The following is a 21827-nucleotide window of genomic DNA, read 5'->3' on the forward strand; positions in this document are numbered from 1 at the left end:
AGGTTATCTCTATTTAGCTTTACTTAAACGATTCAATTTATTGAATTATTGGGCTTCTGGCATTTGTGGCTTGCTCATCGCTTATTTTATGCTAGGTCCTATTTATGTCTATTATTCACATGTTATCATTAATTTTTTATTGCCAATCTATTTCATGCACAGAATCAAAGGGATCAGGGTCGAGTGATTCAAACCAATCCCCCGACTTTGGATAACGAGACGTATTCGTATGACGAGGTGGGTAATCGCTTAAGCGAATTACTGGGCGACAACAATACGGGCAATAATACGAATACTGGGCAGTGGCAATACAACGCCCGTGACCAGCTGATTAACACACCGTTTAATAATTTTCAATACGATACCCGATGCATTCTCAATAGTAATACCAGCCAGTTGGTCGGGACCGCGAGCAATCTCACCACCGATTATGCGTATGACGTGCGTCAGCGACTGGTGAGTGTTACTCGCGGTGGGCAAGAAGGGCAACAATTCGTCCAACAAAATGCTTATGACTTAGAAAATCGCCGTGTTAAGAAAACCGTGCAAAAAGCTGGTAATAGCCAGACCACCTATTACTTCTACACGCACAACGGACTGACGGCGGAGTTTGACGAGCGGGGTGAGTTTATTCAGGGGTATTTGTACGAACCGAGTTCACCGTATACCACCATCCATTGGTCAAAATCGACAAAACAGGGGATAGCTTAAGCTACAGCTATTACCAAAATGACCATCCCCAGCAATAAACAATTTTACACCACAGCTACTCACCGACAAATCCGCGAATGTCGCCCCGTAAATGTTATCTATCAGGGCTTTTATCAGGCACTCGGCAAGCTGTGACAGCAAATTGTATCGGTGGTGACCAACTGGATTTAGTCTGTACACTGACTGACCTGATGATTTTCCTGTGCGTGATTTTTTTGAGCGATCATGACTAATCCACACGCATTCATTATGTTGATAATATTTGAAAATAAGGGCGCGCGCTCTCCCGAGAGCGTTTTGTATAAACTGGGGCGACTCACGCCGATATCTTTTGCGACATCGCTGATTCTTAGACCTCTTGCGGCAATAATATGCTTGAGTGCTGTGGCAATAATTTTAGGGTCGCCATCAGCAAGTGCTTCGTTAATTACTGACAGAATAACCTCATCGTTACGCAATAGTAGCGATGGATCATAGGGTTTTGTTTTAATATTCATCGGGTTGCTCCTTTTGTTTTATGATTTGTTTGGCAGTTTTTATATCTTTTGCTTGCGTGTCTTTATGGCCTCCACAAAGCATTACGATAACCGTACAGTCTTGCACCGTAAAATACAAGCGATAGCCTTTACCGACAAAAATCCGTGCTTCACTGACTTGACCTCCAACCGACTTTACGTCACCAAACTGACCATTTTCAAATCGAATTAGACGAGACGCAATTGCAGACAGTGCTTGCACATCCTTGATTTTGCGCACCCATTGGTCAAATCTTTCAGTGGTTTTTATCGTGTATCTCATCTCCCTATTGTATCCATTGGGATACATCGTGTCAATGCATCAATTGACTGGCTTTTTTATGAATATTCGATGTATTGGGTAATGTTGCCTCAAAGCTAACGAAAAATAAACATTAATTTATTAGGAGGTAGGCTGGATAGCGACTACGACCTACACCACCAATCCATTGGTCAAAACTGATGAAAATCGACAAAGCAGGGGGCGCGAATAATCCCGCCCTAACATACAGCTATTACCAAAACGACCGCTTAGATATCCCTTTATGCTCCTTTTATAACCCTTTGTACTCCTTTGATTCTGCCAATTGTCAGCTTGATGCCTGCGCCGCCTGCGGCTTGCCTAAAACATACAGCCAGATAAAGCCTGCAAGTCCGGCAAACAAAGACGCAAAAAGAATACCCGTTTTTGCTAATAGCAGTAATTCTTCATTTCCTTTAAAACCGAGTTGGGCAACAAAAATCGACATGGTAAATCCGATACCTGCCAATAGGGAAACTCCCGCAATTTGCCCAAGACTCGTATCTTTTGGCAGTATCGCAACACCCATCTTCAGTAACACAAAGCAAACGCCCGTAATACCAATAAATTTGCCAAGCACCAGACCACAAAACACACCCAGAAAAACCGGGTGACTAAACGTCTGTCCAAGCGCTCCAAACTCCATAGGAATACCCGCATTGGCTAAAGCGAAAATCGGAATAACCAAATAGGCCACTGGTATGTGCCAGGCGTGCTCTAATCTTTGCAGTGGTGCTTGCACACTGTGCACACCATTTTCAAGTGTCTGCACAACAGCACGCAACTCATCATTCGTTAGAATGCTCTTGCCAGGCTCATGGTTTTCATCAAAACGCTTCATCAAATCTCTGACATAGTCGCTAAATAGCTGTGGTTTGTATTTAGGAATGGCCGGCACAGACATCGCGCCAAGCACGCCGGCAAGTGTTGCATGAACACCTGAAAGTAGTAATGCATACCATAATAAAACGGCGATGATAAAATAGGGAATTGTTTTTCGTACACCAGCCATGTTAAAGGCTATCAGCACGCCAAATAATGCAAATGCAGCACCTAATGGAACTAACGCTATCGTGTCTGTGTAAAACAATGCGATAACCATAACTGCACCCAAATCATCGACAATGGCTAATGCCACCAAAAACGTAATCAATGCTTTAGGTACACGACTTGCAAGCAAGGCCACGGCGCCAATTGCAAACGCAATATCCGTTGCCATCGGGATGCCCCAGCCAATAGCAGGCTCACCGGATGGATTAATCGCAAAATACACCAATGCCGGCACTACCATGCCGCCTATTGCGGCGCCTATTGGTAACACGGCATTACGCGGGCTTGCCAACTCACCCACTAAAAATTCACGCTTAAGCTCAAGGCCCACAACAAAAAAGAATAACGCCATCAACGCGTCATTAATCCAGTGGTGCAGCGTCATTTTTATCTGCCATTGTCCAAAACCAACAGTGGCATAAGTATGAATAAAATGCTCATAGGCTTCGGCCAATGGTCCGTTTGCAAGTAATAGCGCAATCACGGCCATGCACATTAACAATATACCACTGGTTGTTTGGCGATGAATAAACTCTTCAAACGGGGTAAATATTTTTTTAAAACTTTGCTCCCAAGGGGCATGATAAACGCCGCTTTTGAATTTGAAATTAATTTTTTTCACCATCTGTAACCTAGTTCTGAATTCATCGCTAGAATAAACGACCTACACGATAATATCAACCAACATATCGATTGTTTCTCTATTTAAAGCTGCAAATTTAAGTTTGAAGTACAACGTTTTAGAAACAGGGAAATCAAAGGGGGTAGGTCCCTTTTTTTTGATTCCCCACCGAGGCGGTGAGAAGCTCGTTGCGGTGGTTATGTCCGTACAGGTGTATGACGCATTAGAAGCCCTTAAGCTGTCTTTGTCGCGGCTAGGCACGGTGTATCAGCTAAAAAATAATGACTTTTAGCCGATTTTAACGACTTTTGCCGGCTTTTAGCCACTGTTACCGATTTTTACCGATTTTTCTGTCTTTGTTGTACGTGCGGTGATTAATTGTTAGGTTGACGCTGGCGCTGAATGATACCCATGATTTTATACACCAGCTGTGCGCCGATAAAATCATAAGCATGCAAATTTTCAATCGGCGCAAGTTCAACCACATCAAAGCCAATGATGCGCCGCTGCGCGGCGATGCTGTTGATTAATGCCAGTGCTTGATACCACCCAAAGCCCCCAGCTACCGGGGTGCCCGTTGCCGGCATCACATACGGATCAAAGCCATCGACATCAAAGCTGATAAATACATTTTCAGGGAAATCATCTGGCAGCTCAAATTGATTTATGTTTTTAGGAACTAACACATCCGCATCAATATAACCGACTTGAAATTCCTTGCGCGCTTGCATTTCTTCTTCACAAAACGCACGCACACCAAGTTGATAAAGCGGTACACCCATTTCAACCACGCGCTTCATGACCGAAGCATGGCTATATAAATTGTCTTCATAAGCATGACGTAAATCCGCATGCGCATCAAACTGCACTACGCCAAAATCCGTCATGCCGCCTTTTTTTAAGCCACGAATAACACCGCTACTGATGGTGTGTTCACCGCCTAATATGGCCGGTACCGCACCGACACGCACAATTTGCGCAGTAGCCTCTTCAATGGCATTTAGAACTTGTTCGGTTGGGACTGAGCAATCAATGGCGGGTAAGGTATGGATATGCGCATCACAAGGTCGTGATTTGCCATCGAACACCTCAAGTTGCCACGATGCATTTAAAATGGCGCTTGGCCCTTTCGCCGTGCCGCCGCCATACGATACCGACTCTTCATACGGTACTGGCAGCACATGAAAGAGGGCTTGCTCTTGAGTTGCCTGCGCAATTTCTGAGCCAAGAAAATGTGGGTAGCTTAAAGCGGTATTGGTTGTGCTCATAGAAATACTCTTATGAAAAATACAAATTACGAAAGGCGAGTCTTAAAATCATCATACCCGAATTCACGAATAATCTGAAGGGTGTCCGTATCCGAATTCCAAACGGCAATCGCCGGCAAACGGGTGCCATTAAAAGTAGTGGTTTTAACCATTGTATAATGCGCCATGTCTAAAAACGCCAAGCGTTGACCAATGTGTAATGGCTCGGTAAAACTATAATCGCCAATCACATCACCGGCTAAACAGGTTAAACCGCCCAAACGATAGGTATGCGCGTGTTGATTTGCTTCTCCTGCGTACAAAATATCCGCCCGATAGGGCATTTCAAGCGTATCGGGCATGTGGCAGGTGGCCGACGTATCTAAAATCGCCTGTGGCAGGGCATTATAGGTAATGTCCAGAACTTGCGTCGATAAAATCCCCGTTCCAATGGCCATCGCTTCACCTGGCTCTAAATAAACGTCTAAATTGTATTTGGCCTTGAATTCTTGAACGCGTTTCACTAAGCCCGAAGTGTCATACCCCGGCGCCGTGATATGATGGCCACCACCAAAATTAATCCATTTGATTTTATCAAAATACGGCGCGAATTTTTCTTCCACTACACGTAAAGTACGATCTAAGGGCGCAAATCCTTGCTCACATAACGTATGAAAATGAAGGCCACTTATGCCCTCAAAATCAACCGTTTCTAATTGGGCTAAAGTCATGCCCAAACGCGAACCGGGCGCACACGGATCATAAATCGGCACCGCCCCTTCGGAATGCTCGGGATTGATTCGCAAGCCAAAATCCAAATCAGCGCGTGAGTGCGACAGGCAAAGTGCTTTAAAACGCTGCCACTGGCTCGGTGAATTAAAGACAACATGATTGGCAAAGCCTAAAATATCACGTAAATCCGCCTCACTATACGCCGCCGAAAATACATGCACCTCACCGCCATAGGCCTCCTTACCCAAACGCGCCTCATGCAAACCACTGGCACAAATGCCATGCAAATACTGCGAAGTTAAGGCGCCGAAATGCCACATCGAAAACGCCTTTAACGCCCCCAACACCTTCGCGCCACTTTGCACAGACACATCCTGTAAAATCTGCAAATTACGTACAAGCGCCACCTCATCCACCACAAAACACGGCGATGGCAAACGCGACAAATCAAGTTTCGAAAAATCCGTAAACTGCATCTAATAAGCACTCAAAACAATTGGAAAATAGAGGACTATTTTAACGGTTTAGTGTGAAAAACACGAATGATATTTTTGGGGGTTAGTGCAAAAGCGGTTTCGTCGACTGCGGGTTGTTATTTGGTGGATTTATTTGTAAGATTTATTCGAAGTTATTTATTCGAATTTATTCACGGCTAAATAGAAAATAGCAGAAGAAATCAGAAAAATAGCAGAAAAAAGCAGAATAAATAACGCCAACGCCTATCAAATTGAAATAGATGGTTGGCACACTGGGACGAAATCTAACGAAATTATGTTAGGATAAAGTGCGGTGGTGTTTTCTTGTGGCGTTTTCGATGTGGCGTTTTCTTGTGGTGTTTTGGATACTGACAAATAGTGATAATAAAATGGCGAAAAGGGTAAAGAGAGTGGGTGATGTGACAAATTTCGTAGTACTATTTGTTGCCTTGGGGCTTGCTAAGTGGGCTGGGTTGGCTAAGTGGGCTAAATCAGTTAAATCGGTTAAATCGGTTAAATCGGTTAAGTCGCTAAAGCCGTGGTCAATGACTTTTGTGCGGCAGCTGGGTGTGCTGTCATTGGGCGCGTTGTCATTGGGTGCGCTGTCATTGGGCGCGTTGCCATTAGCGTTTGCTCAGGCGGCACCGCTGACGTTTTCGCTAACGCAATTAACGGATGGAAAAGCCACGCTCGTGACTGAAAAATCATTTCCCAACAAGCACCTATTGATTGCGGTTGGCTTTACAGGCTGTCCTGATATTTGCCCAACGACCTTGCTTGATATAAAAAATATGCTGGCGATTTTGGATGCGGAGTCTGCGTCGCAGGCCGCACAAATTCAGCCGTTGTTTGTCACCATAGATCCAGCACGTGACAGCGTGGACGATGTGAGCCGTTATGCGGCGTATTTTGATTCGCGGATTATTGGATTGCGCGCGCCAGATTGGGATACGCTGGATGCACTGGTGAAACAGTTGCGTGCAACGTATGGCTATCAAGTTGATGGCAAGGCCGTTTATCCACCTGATTTGCCTGAGCATTATACCGTTTACCATAGCACCCATTTCTATTTGTATGGACCCGATAGGCAATTGCTAACTGTTTATCCTTATAATTTAGGGGGCGCTAGATTGGCAGCGCAAATCCAACAAGCAATCCCTGTTTCGCAATGAACGTTGCTGCGTGGTGTAATTTAGTATTTAGGTTAAGTGGGGCATTCATACTGACGGTCGCATCCATCAGTGTGACGCTGGCCCAATCATCGAAAGAACAAGCAGCGCCAGCCCAATCATCGCCAGGGCAAGCAGCGCTGGGTTGTGAAATACCTGCGCCATTTGAGGCGATTACCGAGCCAGATACCTATGCGCGTTATCAATTAACCAATGTTGCCACAGTGGCTGATGTGCCCCAGCTCACAGCAATGATTGCACCAGAAACACAATCTGCAACGGCATCTGCAACACAATCTACAACGGCATCGAAAAATCCCGCCGTCATCTTGCTCAATATGTGGGCGTCTTGGTGTCCATCGTGTCGCGAAGAACTGCCCGAACTGGCCGCCATCGCGTCAGCGTTTTCAGCGGGAATGTCAGCGGGAATGTCAGCGGAGGTTTCAGCGGATATGTCAGGTTATATCATTGCCGCGAATGTCGGTGATACGCCAGCAGTCGTCGCGGAAATTAGCGCGCCGTTGCACGCATCTCTTGCGGTACCAATCGTTGATAACCCCTCTGTGTTAGCCGATTTAGATTTGGCTGGACTGCCCGCAACGCTAGTCTGGCAAACGCGTCAAGGCAAAATTTATTTGGGAATGGGGCGATTGCCCGAGCCTGCGTTACTCAAAGCTTGGTTGGTTTGTTTGGCATCACAGGAATAATCGTAAGTAAAGCGTAAACGAAAATTAAACGAGAATTAAACGGAGCGGCGCACGCATGATAGATAAATGCAATAGAGGTAGATGTAATGGATTTGTAATCAATGGATTATGGCTTGATAAATCGGGGTTTAATAGATTTGGGTGGGCAGTCAAATTATCGCTGGCTCTGATACTGCAGGTAGGCGCTTTTTCTGGCTTGCACGCGCAGGAACACTCAGAATCACAACGGGCGACTAAGCAAAGTGCGATTAAGCAACGTGCGATTCACCTCAGCGGTTGCATTATTCAAGCCCCTATCCCCGGTGCTAAAGCAACGGGTGCGTATGTGACGATTAATTATCAAGGGTCGGCAACGATTGCCTTAGTGGGTGCAGCATTTGCTGACTTGGCCGCGCGGGTGGAAATCCACGAAATGACCATGAAAAATGGCACCATGTCGATGCAGGCGATAGACAAACTGACCTTAAATAGCGGCGATACGCAGCTTAAAAAGGGCGGGTATCATGTGATGATAATGGGGCTGCAACAGGAATTGCTACCAAATGAAACCTATACCATGACGTTGATGTTTGACCAGCATCCGCCCGCAACTTGCGAAGCGGTGGTTAAATCGGTTGCAGATATACATTAGTTGGGGGCAGCATAGAGTGGCACATAGGCTGATAAAACAATTGCAAGATTATCGTTATTATGCGCTGGGATTGTTGGTTTTGGGCTTGTTTGGTCTGGCGTTTTATGCGCAAAAAACATGGCTGCCAACGCAGCTGCGTGAAGTACAGGCAAGCCTTAATCTGCCAACGCGTTATGCCTTTATTGCTGATTTAGATGCCCCACAGCTGGCGGTTTATGATACCTACGAAGATAAACTGACCGAAATAATTGCGCTCAAGGCGCCTGCTCAGCTAATCAGTGTGAGCCGCATTGGTGGCGTGCTTGCCTACGGCGAACGAAATCGCCGCGTCATTTATGTGCTTGATTTAAGCTCGCGCCAGCAACAAGCCATTGATTTAGAAAACGGTGTCACAGCACTCAGTATGCATAGCGGCGGTCGCTGGATTGCCTACAGTACCGCCAATGCGGTGGTTATTTATGACCGCAATCAACAAAGCCGCCAGCGTATCGCGATTAGTGGCGAAGTGGGCTTGACTTACAGCGCCGATGGGCAGTATTTGTTTGTCGCGGAAATGGCGCAGGGCATTGTCCACCAAGTCAGACTTAATCAAGCGACGTCTCGTTCGTTTAGCGTCAATCAACCGATTTCTGCTGTGAGTGTATCGCCGATAACGCAGGCGGTTTATTTTACCAGTGATACACACTTATACCGCTATGACAGCCACGGTAATGATGGTGACGATGGTAGCGATGGTGGCGATGAGCAAGCGCTCAATCAGTTGCCAATATCAGCCCAGCGCCATCGTCCGTATCTAAGCAGTGATGGACGTAATTTATTTGTCTTCGATAGCATGGCTGATAGCATGGGTCAATCAATCGGGCAATCAATCGCCTGGGTTGATCCGCATACATTGGTTGTCAAGCAACGCATACCCTTCACACAAACCGCTACCCAGTCTCCCGCTCAAACCCCTGAGCGTATCAACGAAATGCACACAGGCTGGTTAGCGCAAGTCTTGGTTATGAATGTGGGCAATCAATTGATTAGCGTTGATTTTGTTAATGCACCTGATCGTATTCAGCAAACACCACTCGGCGCACCAATTCACCGCGCGATTGTATTAGCAGACAGTAAAACGTATTTGGCAACCATACCAGATGCCCAGATGCTGCTGCGCTTTGATTTGCGCACGCAGACGTTGCAACCGATGATGGCATTGCCGTTAGAACGCCCAGGGGCTATCGTCATGGGTGAGACCAATACGCTGTGTCATTGATGGATTACTGTTGGCGGCTGCGATTGAAGGGCTACGATTGAGGGGCTGCGTTAACGCGTTTGAATGGTTGATATTTTTAGTGTTGGCAGTAGGCGTTGTTTGACTGCGCGTCTGGTGTAATAGCCAGTGGCGCAGGCGCTAGTCAACGCCACCAAAAACCCCCAGCCTTCGCCAACCCAAACGCTACTGAATATACCAATTAGAAACGCAAGTAGCGGTGCACCTAGCATCAATCCGATGCTATTTAACAACAGATAACGTGGGAATTGAATGCTCAGTTGCTGGTTAATCTGATAACCTGCGTTAGGCACGGCAATCGGTTGGTTGCCATATAGCCATTGATAAAGAGAAAATGATTGGCATCCTTTGCCCTGCTGGCATTGCTCGCATTGTTGTTGGCGACTGTCTGTTAAGAGTAGGTGGGCGCTATTGCCAGTAATCGCCGTGACGGTAGCCTGTAGCATGGGGTTAGTAACTTGAGGTTAGTAGTTTGAAGTTAGTAGTTTGAAGTTAGTAGTTTGAAGTTAGTAGCGAAATTGAATGTTCGAGGTATTATAACGCTTGATGATGCCTTGGGATTTGTCTTTGCTTTTTTGCAGATGGGTTTTGGCACGGGGATAATCGCCTTGTTGCATGGCGGCTTCAGCGTTGGATAGTGAGGTTTTAGCGGCGTCGAAGTCGATTTCATCCGTGGGGGTTTTGACGTATTGCGCCGCACTTTGTAGGATTTGCTTAGTATCACTCATTGCTTGGTAAGGTACCGTTGTTGCACAAGCAGATAATCCAAGTATGGTTAGCATCAATAGACAGACGGTAAAGGTGCGGTATAATGGCTTCATAGAATAACAAACTAAAAAAAACAATGACCGCCATAGTATATCACAATCCGCGCTGTTCGAAATCCCGACAAACGATTCAAATGTTGACCGAGCAGGGTATTCCCTACGACTGTGTGTTGTACTTAGACGACGGGCTGTCACTGGCTACGTTGCAATCGTTATTGGTGGCGCTGGGTTTTACCTCAGTCCGCGATATGATGCGCAGCAAAGAGCCGCTTTACAAAGCGCTAGGGCTAGATAACGAAGGCGATGAAGCGGTTTTGTTACAAGCATTGGTAAATCACCCCAAATTATTAGAAAGACCGATTGTCGTGTATGATAACCGTGCACAAATCGGTCGGCCGCCCGAAGCGGTCATGCGTTTATTTTCAATCTAGGTTAGCGATGACAAGACAAACTAAATCACCCCAAAAAAACAAACAAAAATCGCAAAAAAAGCAAAAAAAATCAACAGACAAATCTGCGCCTGGCATGTGGTCGTTGGGTTTTTATCGGTTTTTAGCGCTGATTAGCTTATGTCTGTTGCTGGTGTGCTTTTTTATCTACGGTGTGACGCGCGCGCCTGAGCAGCGAACGCTAGCCCTACTCATCTTTGCCTTGCCATTGGCGTTGCCGATTCGTGGCACGTTATTGGGGCGGGCGTATACCTTTGGCTATGGGTCGCTGATGGCGAGTGTGTATTTTTTGTTGGCATCGAGTTTGTATATATTTCATCTCGATTGGGCGCGGTATGTGATGTTGGTGGCGGCAACGGCGGCCTTGTTATGGTTTTTTGCCTGTTTAGTCCATAATAAAAAAATCAAAACAGCACGCCGCCAATCAAGTAAATAACGGCCAAATAACGGCCAAATAACAGGCGATACGATTTCTATTTCACGGTTTTTATTTTACGGTTTTTATTTTTGTTAATACAGCGCTATGTCAACTAAACCGAAGCGTACCAAGGCGATGATTGAAGTCGCCGCTCAGGTAGCGCCGCCGACGGATACGCAGCTTGCGTTTGATGCAGGGGCGGTGACAACCGTTGATGTGCCAAAGCTTTCGGCGTTGTTGCAAAAAATCCATCACCGAACGAATAAAAAACAACCGACCGATCAGCTGATAGCACAGTTTTCTCGGCAATTACAGCAATCGCAACAGCGCGTGCAGAAAAACCGTAGCGTCTTACCAACGCCGCAAAAAGCAGACGATTTGCCCGTTACGCAACGTTGGGATGAGATTGCAACGACAATTGCTAACAACCAAGTCACGATTGTGTGTGGACACACGGGCTCGGGCAAGACAACCAAGTTGCCGCAGATATGTTTGGCTGTTGGATTAGGTGCGCGCGGGAAAATCGCGCATACACAACCACGGCGTTTGGCCGCGCGTTCGGTCTCTGCGCGTATTGCCGAAGAGCTTAATGTGCCATTGGGCGATGCCGTCGGTTACAAAGTACGGTTCGATGAAAAGCGATCAAGTCGAACTCAAGTGCTATTGCAAACGGACGGCATGTTACTGGCTGAAATTCAACAAGACAAAACCCTCAGCTGTTACGAAGTCATTATTGTTGATGAAGCCCATGAGCGTAGCCTCAATATTGATTTTTTATTGGGTTTTTTAAAGCAATTATTGCCCAAACGCCCTGATTTGAAGGTTATCATCACCTCAGCGACGATAGACCCAAAGCGATTCGCTACCCACTTTAATCAAGCCCCGATTGTGATGGTTGAGGGCAAGGCTTACCCAGTAGAGACGTGCTATATGCCGCCGTCTGAACAAGCCGCTGGTGAGCTTAGCGAAGCCGTTTGTCAAGCAATCACTGCGATTGATGAAATACAGTATGGGGATACGTTGGTGTTTTTGCCAACCGAACGCGATATTCGTGATACCGCAGACGCATTGGCTAAGTTGCGCCTTAAAAATACGCAAGTGCTATCGCTGTTTTCACGGCAAAGCCCTGCCGAACAAAATGCGATTTTTCATCCAAAATCTAAACGCCGTATTATTTTAGCGACTAACGTCGCGGAGACGTCCGTCACAGTACCGAGAATTATTAATGTGATCGACACGGGCTTGGCGCGAATGTCGCGGTATTCACACCGCAGCAAAATTCAGCGATTACCGATAGAGCCAATTTCTCAGGCCTCTGCTGACCAGCGCAAAGGCCGCTGTGGACGCATCGCGCCGGGTGTGTGTCTGCGGTTGTATGACGAAGCGGATTTTAATCAGCGCCCACCGTTTACAGATCCTGAAATTAAACGCACGTCTTTGGCATCCGTCATTTTGCAAATGACCGCGCTAGGGCTGGGCGATATTCGCCATTTTCCGTTTGTCGAACCGCCCGAACATAAAATGATTCGCGATGGTTATAAATTGCTGCATGAATTAACCGCGGTTGATCAGGCGCACCAGATTACGGATTGTGGTAAGCAAATGGCAAAACTGTCAATCGATCCACGTTTTGCGAGGGTATTGCTCTATGCCAAACAGCATGCGGCACTAGCCGAATGCTTGCCGATTATCGGCGGGCTTGCGGTTGGCGATATTAAGTTACGGCCGATGGGCGAAGAGGCCCAAGCCGATCAAATACACCGCTATCTCACGCATAACCAGTCTGATTTTTTGTTTTTTGTCAGTGTGTTTAATACCCTTTACCCCATTTATCAGCAATCTAAAAACAAAGCGCGTCAATGGATGAAAAAACATTATTTGTCGGTGGTACGTTGCCGCGAGTGGTTATCGCTTTGCGAACAATTGGCCAGTGATTTGGATTATCAAATAACGCTAACAAACCCCACCGAAAACAAAGAAGCGCACCCCGTTGCGCACCCCGTTGAAATGGATATGGGGCAATATCGCGCCACGCACAGCGCGTTATTAACGGGGTTTTTAGACCATTTAGGCAGCTACCAAACCGAAACGCAACAGTATCTAGGCGCACGCAATAAACAGTTTGCCATTTTTCCAGGCTCGCGCTTGTTTAAAAAACGCTACCCACAAATTATGGCCGCTGAAATTGTTGAAAGCAGCCGTGTTTATGCGCGTCAAGTCGCTAAAATTGACTTTGCTTGGGCAGCGCCGCTGGCTAAACACCTAACCAAATCTCAAGTCGCTGATCCGTATTGGCGCAAAAAACAGGGTAATGTCATGGCAAAAAAAACCATATTGCTTTATGGTTTGCCGTTGGTAAAAGACCTGTTGGTGGCTTATGGACGCACGCATCCAGAGGCGGCGCGGGATATTTTTATTCGTCATGCACTGGTGGAAAACGCAATCAATACACGCGTTCCTGCGATTCAAGCAAACCGTGACACCTATGACAAATTACTCGCATTAGAGGACAAGTCGCGTAGCCGTGATATTGTGATTGATGAGTCGCAATTTGCGGCGCTGTATGAAGCGGTTATCCCAGCGGAGGTTTATGCAACTTCAGGGTTGGAGGCGTGGTATTCACAATTGCCTGATAAACACCGTTTGGTGTTTCCTGAGCGTGATTTTCGTTTGACACAAGCGCAGCCAATTGCTGAGCAAGCCTACCCCAATACCTTGTCAATTCGTGGGCAACGGCTAAAATTAACGTATGAATTTAGCCCAGGCAGCGAACGCGATGGCGTAACAATCGCGTTACCGTTAGCGAGTTTAAATAGTTTTTCAAGCCATGACTTTGATTATTTAGTTCCTGCTATGCTTGCTGAGAAAGTCACCGCATTAATCAAAAGCCTACCCAAACAATACCGTCGCCAATTCGTGCCAGTGAACCCGTTCGTTGAGCGTATTTTGCAGGCGCTTGAGACACTCGCGCCGATGGAATGCCCACCGATGGAACGCCCGCCGATGGAACGCCCGCCGATAATTGAATTCATCATGGCGCAATTAAGCCAATTGACCTCGATTCAATTACAGCCATCACTTTTTGCCTTGGATAAACTCGCGCCGCATCATTTTATGAATATTGCCATCGTGGATAAACAGGGTAATGTGATTGAAGAAAGCCGAAATTTCAACGAATTACAGACACGTTATCAACAAAAGGCGAGTGCGGATTTTAAAGCACGAAGTGCGTCCGTGTTTACCGAAATATTTACCCAAACTTTCCCCAGTCAAATCCCTACAACCTATGCGCTGAATGAAAAAAAAGTCGTGGCGTATCCTGCTTTGATTGAGACGGAAGCAGGGTTTAAGATTCAGCTGATTGATAATGAGCAAATGGCCGAAACAGCGCACGAACAAGGCGTAAAAGCGTTCTTAAAAAAGCAATTAAACAAAGAGATTGTGTATCTGAAAAAACGGGTTTTTAACGATACCCAGCTGGCGCTTGGTTATCGGGCGGTGGGTGAGGGGGCTACCCTGACCGAAGACATGGTTAATGCACTGCTCGGGCAATATTTATCGGCGCAAAATTTGCCGCGTAATCGCCGTGATTTTGATTCGCTACAAACCCATATTTCAGCGAATTTAGTAGCTGATGCCTCACGCTTGTTAGCAACCGTTCAAGGCATTATCCACGCTTACCAAACTGCGCTCGGTGAGTTAAATCAGGATTTGGTCTGTTATGATCCGGTCAAGACACAACTGGCGCGTTTGGTTTTCCCTGGGTTTATTGCGGCGACAGCGCCGACACGATTGCCCGATATAGCGCGCTATGTCAAAGGCGCGGTGGTCAGGCTAAATAAATGTCGGCTTGACCCGCGTCGAGATAACGCATGGCAGCAGCGGCTTGACCCGTATTTGTCGCGACTTGCAGCGCAGTTAAGCGACAATCGAATTGCGCAAACATTGCCGCCTGCGGTGCAAGATTTTGCCTACTTAATCGAAGAATTTCGGTTGTCACTTTTTGCCCAAGGTGATGTGCCAGTAGTCGGTAAAGTCAGTGAAAAACGGCTAACACAATCCCAAGCTCAGCTAGACAAGCCATGATGTGTGGTAAACCATTAAGTGCAGAGCGACACCAAGCGGTTATCTACAAGTCAGATAGAAACAAAGCAAGAGGCGCTATTGTCTACAGAGCATAAACCCAAATTGACACGACCGACGAAAAAGCAATGGTTTTGGGCATTGTTCGGTCTATTAGGTTTGGGTTTTTGTTTTTTGGTGGTGTGGCCTGAGTATTGGTTTGCTTTGTTGATTTTGTTTAAAAGCGTGATTAAGAAACTGGTCTTTGGTGTATGGCATAAACTACTGACGTTTTTTTTGAGTTTGTCGGCGGCAAAAGCCATGAATCTTGCGGTGAAACGCTTTGTCATCGATCATATTGTGACGAAAAATATGCGCCACTTTATTCGCCCAGTGATGGTACCAATAAGGCGGATTTGGCGTCACTGGAAAAAGAAAACACTATTGTGGTTGCCAGCGCCTTTAATCACTTCGTTGGTTGCTTTTTGGCTGGGAATTGACAAAGTGCTCGCGATACTTTTACAAAAAAGCTTGATTATTGCCTTTTTCAAATGGCTTTGGACGTTGCCGTTTTTGCTGTGGCGTTTTATCAATGGGCGCTTTATCCGCCCCGTATTGGAGTTAATCGCAGTCAACTGGCTATTCAATCGGGTGTTGAAAAGGTTTCCCAGATTGATTGCTTTTTTTCAGCCCGTTACGGCTGCTTTGCTTCGGTTTTTTGGCGTTATAGACGAGCGAATTCAAAAGCCTACGCAAAAAATTCTAGATAAGAGTGGGCAAAAAGTCGGTGAGCGATTGCATACCATCGCTGATAAAATAGAGCAACGAGCGAAAAAAAGTGTGAAAAAAATGGTAGATACTGATAATAACAGCTCGTCAAATGACCGTTGAAAAAATAAGCGACTAAGGCACGTTTTTACGTATCCTAGTCGCTTTTTTCTTGGCAGCTACTCCTTGGCAGCTTAGCCAATTAGCTCCGCTGAACGGCAGTGTTATAATTTTGCTGGTATGTCTTGACTAAAAACCATTTCTCCGTTTAAGTCTTTTAAATTCACGGTCATGGTTTTTGATTTGTTATCTATATTGACTTCCCCAAAAAATTGTAACCCTGCGTAGGGGGACAAATTTGATTGTCCTTTGGGTGGTGCTTTTTCAAATATAGTTTGTATGCCGAATGTAGCGTCTTTGCTATTTGGGCCAAAAGAACCCGCATTTAATGGACCAGCGACGAACTCCCAAAAACCATTAAAATTTTTACTGGCTGCTTTCATTGGTTCGTAATAATGGGCAGCCGCATAATGCACGTCCGCTGTAAGCCACACGACATTTTCAACTTGATTGTTTTTTAGTTCTGAAAAAAGTTTTTCAAATTCAAGCTCTCTACCAAGGGCAACCCCATCATTATTATTGGCAACCGCTTCCCAACGCTGTGGCGGATTATTGTCATAATCATCACTGACATTTAGCCCAATAGGCATGTCAGAAGCAATGACTTTCCAAACGGCGTCTGAGTTGTTCAGGCTGTCACTTAGCCAAGACAGCTGCTTTTGCCCTAATAAGGCGGTCTCAGGGCTTGAAGTTTTTTGCAAGTTGTTTGTATTCGGTCCACGATAGCTGCGCATATCAATGACAAAAACATCCAGTAATGGTCCATAGCTAATTTTTCGATATACGCGACTAGGTTCTCCCGAGCTATTGGGTCGCTTAGGGCTATACTCATGGAATGCTGCGGCCGCTCTCGCGGTTAATAAAGGAACGTCTTTGACTTGGTAACGTGTATCATTGCTTAGGTCTTTTGCATCAGACCAGTTATTAACCACTTCATGGTCATCCCATTGCCAAATTTGTGGTACTTCTGCATTGAATGCTTGCACATTTTTATCCATTAAATTGTATTGATAACGCCCTCTAAACTCATCGAGGCTTTCAGCTACTTTATCAACGCCATGTGCGACTAGATTGGTCCAGGTTTTTCCTTCTTCTGCTTCTTTTTCTAAAGCAATTGGCCCATCAGCATAAATAATATCGCCACTGTGTATAAAAAAATGTGGTTCTGTTCGTCGCATGGCATCATAGATTTTCATGCCGCCAAATTCTTCGTTAATACCATAGCCTTGACCGGCTGTATCACCACCCCAGACAAAGCGAATATTTGTTTGGTCATCCAGGGTGTCAAATTCGCCTGTGACGACATTGCTTTTTGCACGGTCATTGGTCAGGCCTTCGTACCAAACCTTAACGTATACTTTTTTTCCTAGGGGTAGGTCAGAGATTTCTTTTTTTGTGGTGAAATCATTTTTTGATAGTGCAAAAGGACCGCTAACCAAGGTAGCATTTGTAAATTCTTTGTTATCCGCGTACTCAATCATCATTTTGGCAGGGCTGTCTGACCGACTCCACACCATTACACTATCATGCTGTAAATCACCAAATTGAATCCCATGTTCAATATTAGGGGCGTTTTGTGCGTAACTCGGTGTTAATATGCATAGCCCAATTGGGATAAAAAGGCGAACTAAATGTTGTTGTTTTAAATTGATTTTCATGGCGTTCTCTCCGAGAGTTGTTTGGAATTTTAGTATGTCTGATGAACGTGACAGTAAGTTGACGGTTTTGTTTAACTTTTATGTCAAATTGGGTGGCGCTCTCTATATAAATGGTTTAACATAATTGCTAATATAAAAAAGACGAGCTTGGTACCGTATCGGTTATAAGATATTTTCTTAAATAAATATTAAAATTAATGTATTAGCCAATAAGTCGGCGTCTACATCTACACCTAAGCGAGGAAAGATATGCAAACAAATTTTGTGAGTCCAAATGAAATCCGCGCGCAATTCGCGCGGGCGATGTCGGTGATGTATAGCCAAGAAGTCCCTGCGTATTCGACGTTGGTGACGATGGTCAAATCCATTAATGATGAGGTATTGAAACACGATGACGTGCTACGGCAACAGCTGACGAACGCTGATAATTTGGCGAGAATTTCCGAAGAGCGTCACGGTGCAATTCGCTTAGGGACAGAAAAAGAGCTATTTAATATCAGGCGCTTATTTGCAGTGATGGGAATGCAACCTGTCAGTTATTATGACTTGTCGGTGGCGGGTATCCCTGTGCATTCGACTGCATTTCGGCCAGTTTCTCGCGCCGATTTGGCAGCCAATCCATTTCGTGTCTTTACCTCATTATTGCGGCTAGAATTAGTCGAGGATAATGCGCTACGCGAAGCCGCTAATGCGATGTTAGCGAAGCGTGAGATTTTCACCCCTGAGGCATTGCAATTAATCGAGTCATTTGAGCAGCGTGGTGGATTAACAGCGGCTGAAGCCGATGCGTTTATTGCGGCGGCTTTAGAGACTTTTCGTTGGCATCAGAATGCAACGGTCACGACAGCGCTTTACGAGCAATTGCACGAGACGCATCGATTGGTTGCTGACGTGGTTTCATTCAAAGGGCCGCATATTAACCACTTAACGCCGCGCACATTAGATATTGATTTGGCGCACCGACAAATGGCTGCGCACGGTATGCAAGCAAAAGCCACTATCGAAGGGCCGCCCCGTCGCCAATGCCCGATTTTGCTACGACAAACTTCGTTTAAAGCCATCGAAGAAGCCGTTAATTTTGCCGATGATAAGGGGCATTATGTGGCAGGGGCGCATACCGCACGGTTTGGCGAGATTGAGCAACGTGGCATCGCCCTGACACCCAAAGGACGCGCGCTGTACGACCAATTAATCCATCAAACGCGCGAATTGGCAAGCCAAGCCGCAGATTTGACTTATGAGGCGGCATTAGAACAGGTCTTTGTCGATTTCCCTGATGATTATTTGACGCTGCACAATGACGGGTTGGCATACTTTGAATACCATCGAGCTGCTGTTGCGATTGATGCGGCTGTGACAAAAGAAACGTTGCCACAGCAATTAGAAAATGGTCAAGTCGAGCTGGTGCCCATTACTTACGAAGACTTTTTGCCCGTGTCAGCCGCAGGCATTTTTCAGTCTAATTTAGGGCATGAATCGGCACAAAACTTTAGTGCTCAGGGTAACCAAGCGGTATTTGAGTCGGCGTTGGGGTGTCATGTGCTAGACGAATTCGCCTTGTATGCAGACATGTCTGAAGCCTCATTAAACCGATTGCTGTTACGAAGCTGAATTGCCCGTGTCTTGCAGTGCATGCATTAATCGCGTTGCGAGGGCATTGCTCACGGCGCTCGTGTCTAGCTGATGATGGCTAAAAGTCGTGTAATGACGTAATTGTGTGACTTGCATGCCGTGGTAGCCACAGGGGTTGATTTGCTGAAATGGCGATAAATCCATATCGACATTGAGGGCGAGTCCGTGGTAAGTACGCCCGTTTTTAACGCGCAGCCCAAGCGATGCAATCTTTTGTGGGGTTTCTTGGTGGTCGATATAAACCCCTGGTGCGTCAGATTTGGCATAGCCTGTGATATCGAATTCGGCAAGGTATTCAATGGTGCTGTTTTCAATTAGGCTGACGAGTTGACGGATGCCAATACTGGCGCGTTTGATATCAATGAGTAAATAAATAACCGATTGCCCAGGACCATGATAGGTGATTTGTCCGCCACGGTCGCTTTGTACGACAGGGATGGATTGCTGGGTGACCAATAAATGCTCGGGTTTGCCCGCTTGCCCTTGGGTAAAGACGGGAAAGTGTTCGGTTAACCAAATTTCATCGGGTGTGTCGGGCTCTCGTGCGAGCGTAAATTCACGCATGGCGTTTAGCGTGTCAACGTATTCGGTTAAGCCTAAATCGCGAATGCGTATCATGTGGTTCGCTTAATAGTTAATGGTTGTTAGTGATTGTTGATGATTGTTGACGGCTGTTGTTGTGCTTTGTGAGCAAAGACGATAATCACTGTCAGATTTTGTGGTAACGTCACCACCGCTACAGTGCCATGGTGACGTGTTCGCAATCTGTCAAATCCATATAAATGGCATCGAGCTGTTGCTGGCTTTGCGCTACCACGGTAATGGTGATGGCACAATAATTACCGCCTTTGCTCGGTTGTTCTCGCCATTCGATAATATGAATCGTCTCAACGTGCAACTCGATAATTTGCGTGACCGCGTTTTTAAACCTGTCGTGGTGCTCGCCAAATGCTTTTATCGGAAAATGCGTTGGGAACTCAATCAGTGGTTTTTCACTTGTGGACTGATTTACGGGCTGATTCATGGGGATATTTATAGCGATTTAATAGCGATTAATATCGACTTAGTAGCGATAATGCGATGGTTTATAAGGGCCGTTAACGTCCACGTCAATATAGGCGGCTTGTTCGGCGGTTAGTTGAGTCAGCGTTGCACCCACGCGTCCCAAGTGTAGTTTGGCGACTTTTTCATCGAGGTGCTTAGGCAAGACGTAGACTTGGTTTTGATACTGGTCATGGTTGGCAAATAACTCAATTTGCGCGAGGACTTGGTTGCTAAATGAATTCGACATAACAAAGCTAGGATGCCCCGTGCCGCAGCCTAAGTTGATTAGACGACCTTCTGCTAGTAAAATCAGCCGTTTGCCATCAGGGAAAATAACATGATCGACTTGCGGTTTGATATTGTCCCACGGGTATTGACGCAAAGCAGTCACATCAATTTCGTTATCAAAGTGTCCAATGTTGCAGACAATCGCTTGGTGCTTCATTTGCTTCATGTGTTCGTGCGTAATGACATGGTAGTTGCCTGTTGCTGTGACAAAAATATCAGCTTGGCTTGCGACATCATCCATAGTGACCACACGATACCCTTCCATAGCGGCTTGCAGTGCGCAAATCGGATCGATTTCGGTTACCCAGACCGTTGCGCCTAACCCGCGTAACGACTGTGCGGAGCCTTTGCCGACATCACCATAGCCACAAACGACTGCGATTTTACCGGCAATCATGACATCAGTAGCGCGCTTAATTCCATCGACTAAGGACTCGCGGCAGCCGTATAAGTTGTCAAATTTGGATTTAGTGACCGAATCATTGACGTTAAATGCAGGGAAGGGCAGTGTGCCGTTGCGTTGCATTTGGTAGAGGCGATTAACGCCTGTTGTGGTCTCTTCAGTGACGCCCAAAATCGAATCTAAATGGCGCTGATAAAATCCAGGGTCAATCGCGAGCTGATTGGCGATGGCTTTGAATAAACTGCTTTCTTCTTCGTTGCTGGGGTTTTGTATGAGTTGCGCGTCATTGGCGGCTTTTGCCCCTAGCATTAACAATAGTGTCGCATCACCGCCATCGTCTAGAATCATATTGGTGGTTGCGCCATCTTGCCAGTTGAAAATTTGGTGGGTGTATTCCCAGTACTCATCGAGTGTTTCGCCCTTGTACGCAAACACAGGGATGTTTTGGTCTGCAATCGCGGCAGCGGCGTGGTCTTGGGTAGAAAAGACATTGCACGATGCCCAGCGCACTTCAGCGCCTAGTGCGACTAACGTCTCAATCAGCACCGCCGTTTGAATCGTCATATGCAACGAGCCTGAAATTCGTGCGCCTGCGAGTGGTTTTTGCGCTTGGTATTCTTCGGTGATGGCCATCAGTCCTGGCATTTCTGTCCGCGCAATGGCGATTTCTTTGTGCCCCCAGTCGGCTAAGTTAATGTCTTTGATGAGATAAGGGGTGTCTGTGTGATTATTCATTAGTGTGCTCATGGTTATCTTTAGTCATTACAATTAATTGGGTGGT

General features: G+C 46.1%; 22 protein-coding genes. 11 read left to right on the plus strand and 11 right to left on the minus strand.

Annotated elements, in window-relative coordinates; genetic code table 11:
- Positions 1 to 183 precede the first annotated feature (183 nt).
- Positions 184 to 711 carry a hypothetical protein gene (locus GCU85_RS03495; RefSeq protein WP_152809415.1) on the plus strand — a complete coding sequence of 176 codons (528 nt, stop codon included), beginning with the start codon at positions 184 to 186 and terminating at the stop codon, positions 709 to 711.
- A gap of 167 nt (positions 712 to 878) precedes the next feature.
- Here the strand turns inward: GCU85_RS03495 and GCU85_RS03500 are convergent, their stop codons facing one another.
- From GCU85_RS03500 to nhaA, 3 genes are all read right to left on the minus strand, one after another.
- Positions 879 to 1208: an addiction module antidote protein gene (locus GCU85_RS03500; RefSeq protein WP_152809418.1), complete on the minus strand. Its 330-nt coding sequence runs from the start codon at positions 1206 to 1208 to the stop codon at positions 879 to 881.
- The gene (locus GCU85_RS03505; protein ID WP_152809420.1) at positions 1198 to 1509 is read right to left on the minus strand and encodes a type II toxin-antitoxin system RelE/ParE family toxin; all 312 of its coding nucleotides are present in this window, start codon (positions 1507 to 1509) and stop codon (positions 1198 to 1200) included. The genes GCU85_RS03500 and GCU85_RS03505 overlap by 11 nt, the downstream gene beginning before the upstream one ends.
- Before the next feature lie 307 nt (positions 1510 to 1816).
- Complete coding sequence (nhaA, locus tag GCU85_RS03510) at positions 1817 to 3202, minus strand: Na+/H+ antiporter NhaA (protein ID WP_152809422.1); 1386 nt, start codon at positions 3200 to 3202, stop codon at positions 1817 to 1819.
- A gap of 100 nt (positions 3203 to 3302) precedes the next feature.
- Between nhaA and GCU85_RS03515 the strand changes: the two genes are divergently transcribed.
- The gene (locus GCU85_RS03515) at positions 3303 to 3491 is read left to right on the plus strand and encodes a hypothetical protein (protein WP_152809424.1); all 189 of its coding nucleotides are present in this window, start codon (positions 3303 to 3305) and stop codon (positions 3489 to 3491) included.
- Positions 3492 to 3573: 82 nt separating this feature from the next.
- Here the strand turns inward: GCU85_RS03515 and speB are convergent, their stop codons facing one another.
- A complete protein-coding gene (gene speB, locus GCU85_RS03520; protein WP_152809426.1) occupies positions 3574 to 4467 on the minus strand; it encodes an agmatinase in 894 nt (297 codons plus the stop codon).
- Positions 4468 to 4493: 26 nt separating this feature from the next.
- Positions 4494 to 5654: a carboxynorspermidine decarboxylase gene (nspC, locus tag GCU85_RS03525; RefSeq protein WP_152809428.1), complete on the minus strand. Its 1161-nt coding sequence runs from the start codon at positions 5652 to 5654 to the stop codon at positions 4494 to 4496.
- Between the two features lie 419 nt (positions 5655 to 6073).
- Between nspC and GCU85_RS03530 the strand changes: the two genes are divergently transcribed.
- From GCU85_RS03530 to GCU85_RS03545, 4 genes are all read left to right on the plus strand, one after another.
- Positions 6074 to 6826 carry an SCO family protein gene (locus tag GCU85_RS03530; protein WP_218110514.1) on the plus strand — a complete coding sequence of 251 codons (753 nt, stop codon included), beginning with the start codon at positions 6074 to 6076 and terminating at the stop codon, positions 6824 to 6826.
- Positions 6823 to 7530 (plus strand): TlpA family protein disulfide reductase, encoded by a 708-nt coding sequence (locus tag GCU85_RS03535; protein ID WP_152809432.1) that lies wholly within the window; start codon positions 6823 to 6825, stop codon positions 7528 to 7530. Before GCU85_RS03530 ends, GCU85_RS03535 begins: the two co-directional genes overlap by 4 nt.
- Positions 7531 to 7726: 196 nt before the next feature.
- Positions 7727 to 8161 (plus strand): copper chaperone PCu(A)C, encoded by a 435-nt coding sequence (locus GCU85_RS03540; RefSeq protein ID WP_218110515.1) that lies wholly within the window; start codon positions 7727 to 7729, stop codon positions 8159 to 8161.
- A 40-nt stretch (positions 8162 to 8201) separates the two neighbouring features.
- Complete coding sequence (locus GCU85_RS03545; RefSeq protein ID WP_152809436.1) at positions 8202 to 9419, plus strand: YncE family protein; 1218 nt, start codon at positions 8202 to 8204, stop codon at positions 9417 to 9419.
- A 50-nt stretch (positions 9420 to 9469) separates the two neighbouring features.
- On the opposite strand, the gene GCU85_RS03550 is transcribed toward GCU85_RS03545, so the two are convergent.
- Positions 9470 to 9883: a SoxR reducing system RseC family protein gene (locus GCU85_RS03550; RefSeq protein WP_152809438.1), complete on the minus strand. Its 414-nt coding sequence runs from the start codon at positions 9881 to 9883 to the stop codon at positions 9470 to 9472.
- Between the two features lie 60 nt (positions 9884 to 9943).
- Complete coding sequence (locus GCU85_RS03555) at positions 9944 to 10258, minus strand: DUF4398 domain-containing protein (protein WP_152809440.1); 315 nt, start codon at positions 10256 to 10258, stop codon at positions 9944 to 9946.
- Positions 10259 to 10281: 23 nt separating this feature from the next.
- Between GCU85_RS03555 and arsC the strand changes: the two genes are divergently transcribed.
- From arsC to GCU85_RS03575, 4 genes are all read left to right on the plus strand, one after another.
- Complete coding sequence (gene arsC / locus GCU85_RS03560) at positions 10282 to 10635, plus strand: arsenate reductase (glutaredoxin) (RefSeq protein ID WP_152809442.1); 354 nt, start codon at positions 10282 to 10284, stop codon at positions 10633 to 10635.
- Between the two features lie 7 nt (positions 10636 to 10642).
- The gene (locus GCU85_RS03565) at positions 10643 to 11089 is read left to right on the plus strand and encodes a DUF2069 domain-containing protein (protein ID WP_218110516.1); all 447 of its coding nucleotides are present in this window, start codon (positions 10643 to 10645) and stop codon (positions 11087 to 11089) included.
- Between the two features lie 87 nt (positions 11090 to 11176).
- Positions 11177 to 15157: an ATP-dependent RNA helicase HrpA gene (gene hrpA, locus GCU85_RS03570; protein ID WP_152809447.1), complete on the plus strand. Its 3981-nt coding sequence runs from the start codon at positions 11177 to 11179 to the stop codon at positions 15155 to 15157.
- Positions 15158 to 15175: 18 nt separating this feature from the next.
- Entirely contained in the window at positions 15176 to 16024 is an 849-nt protein-coding gene (locus GCU85_RS03575) for a hypothetical protein (RefSeq protein ID WP_152809449.1), read from the plus strand.
- A gap of 101 nt (positions 16025 to 16125) precedes the next feature.
- Here the strand turns inward: GCU85_RS03575 and GCU85_RS03580 are convergent, their stop codons facing one another.
- Complete coding sequence (locus GCU85_RS03580; protein WP_152809451.1) at positions 16126 to 17679, minus strand: alkaline phosphatase D family protein; 1554 nt, start codon at positions 17677 to 17679, stop codon at positions 16126 to 16128.
- A 249-nt stretch (positions 17680 to 17928) separates the two neighbouring features.
- On the opposite strand from GCU85_RS03580, the gene hglS reads away from it, so the two are divergent.
- Positions 17929 to 19290, plus strand: a complete 1362-nt coding sequence (hglS, locus tag GCU85_RS03585; RefSeq protein WP_152809453.1) for a 2-oxoadipate dioxygenase/decarboxylase HglS — start codon at positions 17929 to 17931, stop codon at positions 19288 to 19290.
- Here hglS and lipB read toward each other — a convergent pair.
- The 3 genes from lipB to ahcY all read right to left on the minus strand — a co-directional run bounded on the left by lipB (position 19279) and on the right by ahcY (position 21793).
- Positions 19279 to 19929, minus strand: a complete 651-nt coding sequence (gene lipB, locus GCU85_RS03590) for a lipoyl(octanoyl) transferase LipB (RefSeq protein ID WP_152809456.1) — start codon at positions 19927 to 19929, stop codon at positions 19279 to 19281. The two genes, hglS and lipB, sit on opposite strands and share 12 nt — an antisense overlap.
- Before the next feature lie 118 nt (positions 19930 to 20047).
- Positions 20048 to 20335 carry a YbeD family protein gene (locus tag GCU85_RS03595; protein ID WP_152809458.1) on the minus strand — a complete coding sequence of 96 codons (288 nt, stop codon included), beginning with the start codon at positions 20333 to 20335 and terminating at the stop codon, positions 20048 to 20050.
- Positions 20336 to 20374: 39 nt separating this feature from the next.
- A complete protein-coding gene (ahcY, locus tag GCU85_RS03600; protein WP_152809460.1) occupies positions 20375 to 21793 on the minus strand; it encodes an adenosylhomocysteinase in 1419 nt (472 codons plus the stop codon).
- Positions 21794 to 21827 lie beyond the last annotated feature (34 nt).

The organism is Ostreibacterium oceani, assembly GCF_009362845.1.
In the GTDB taxonomy this organism is placed as follows: domain Bacteria; phylum Pseudomonadota; class Gammaproteobacteria; order Cardiobacteriales; family Ostreibacteriaceae; genus Ostreibacterium; species Ostreibacterium oceani.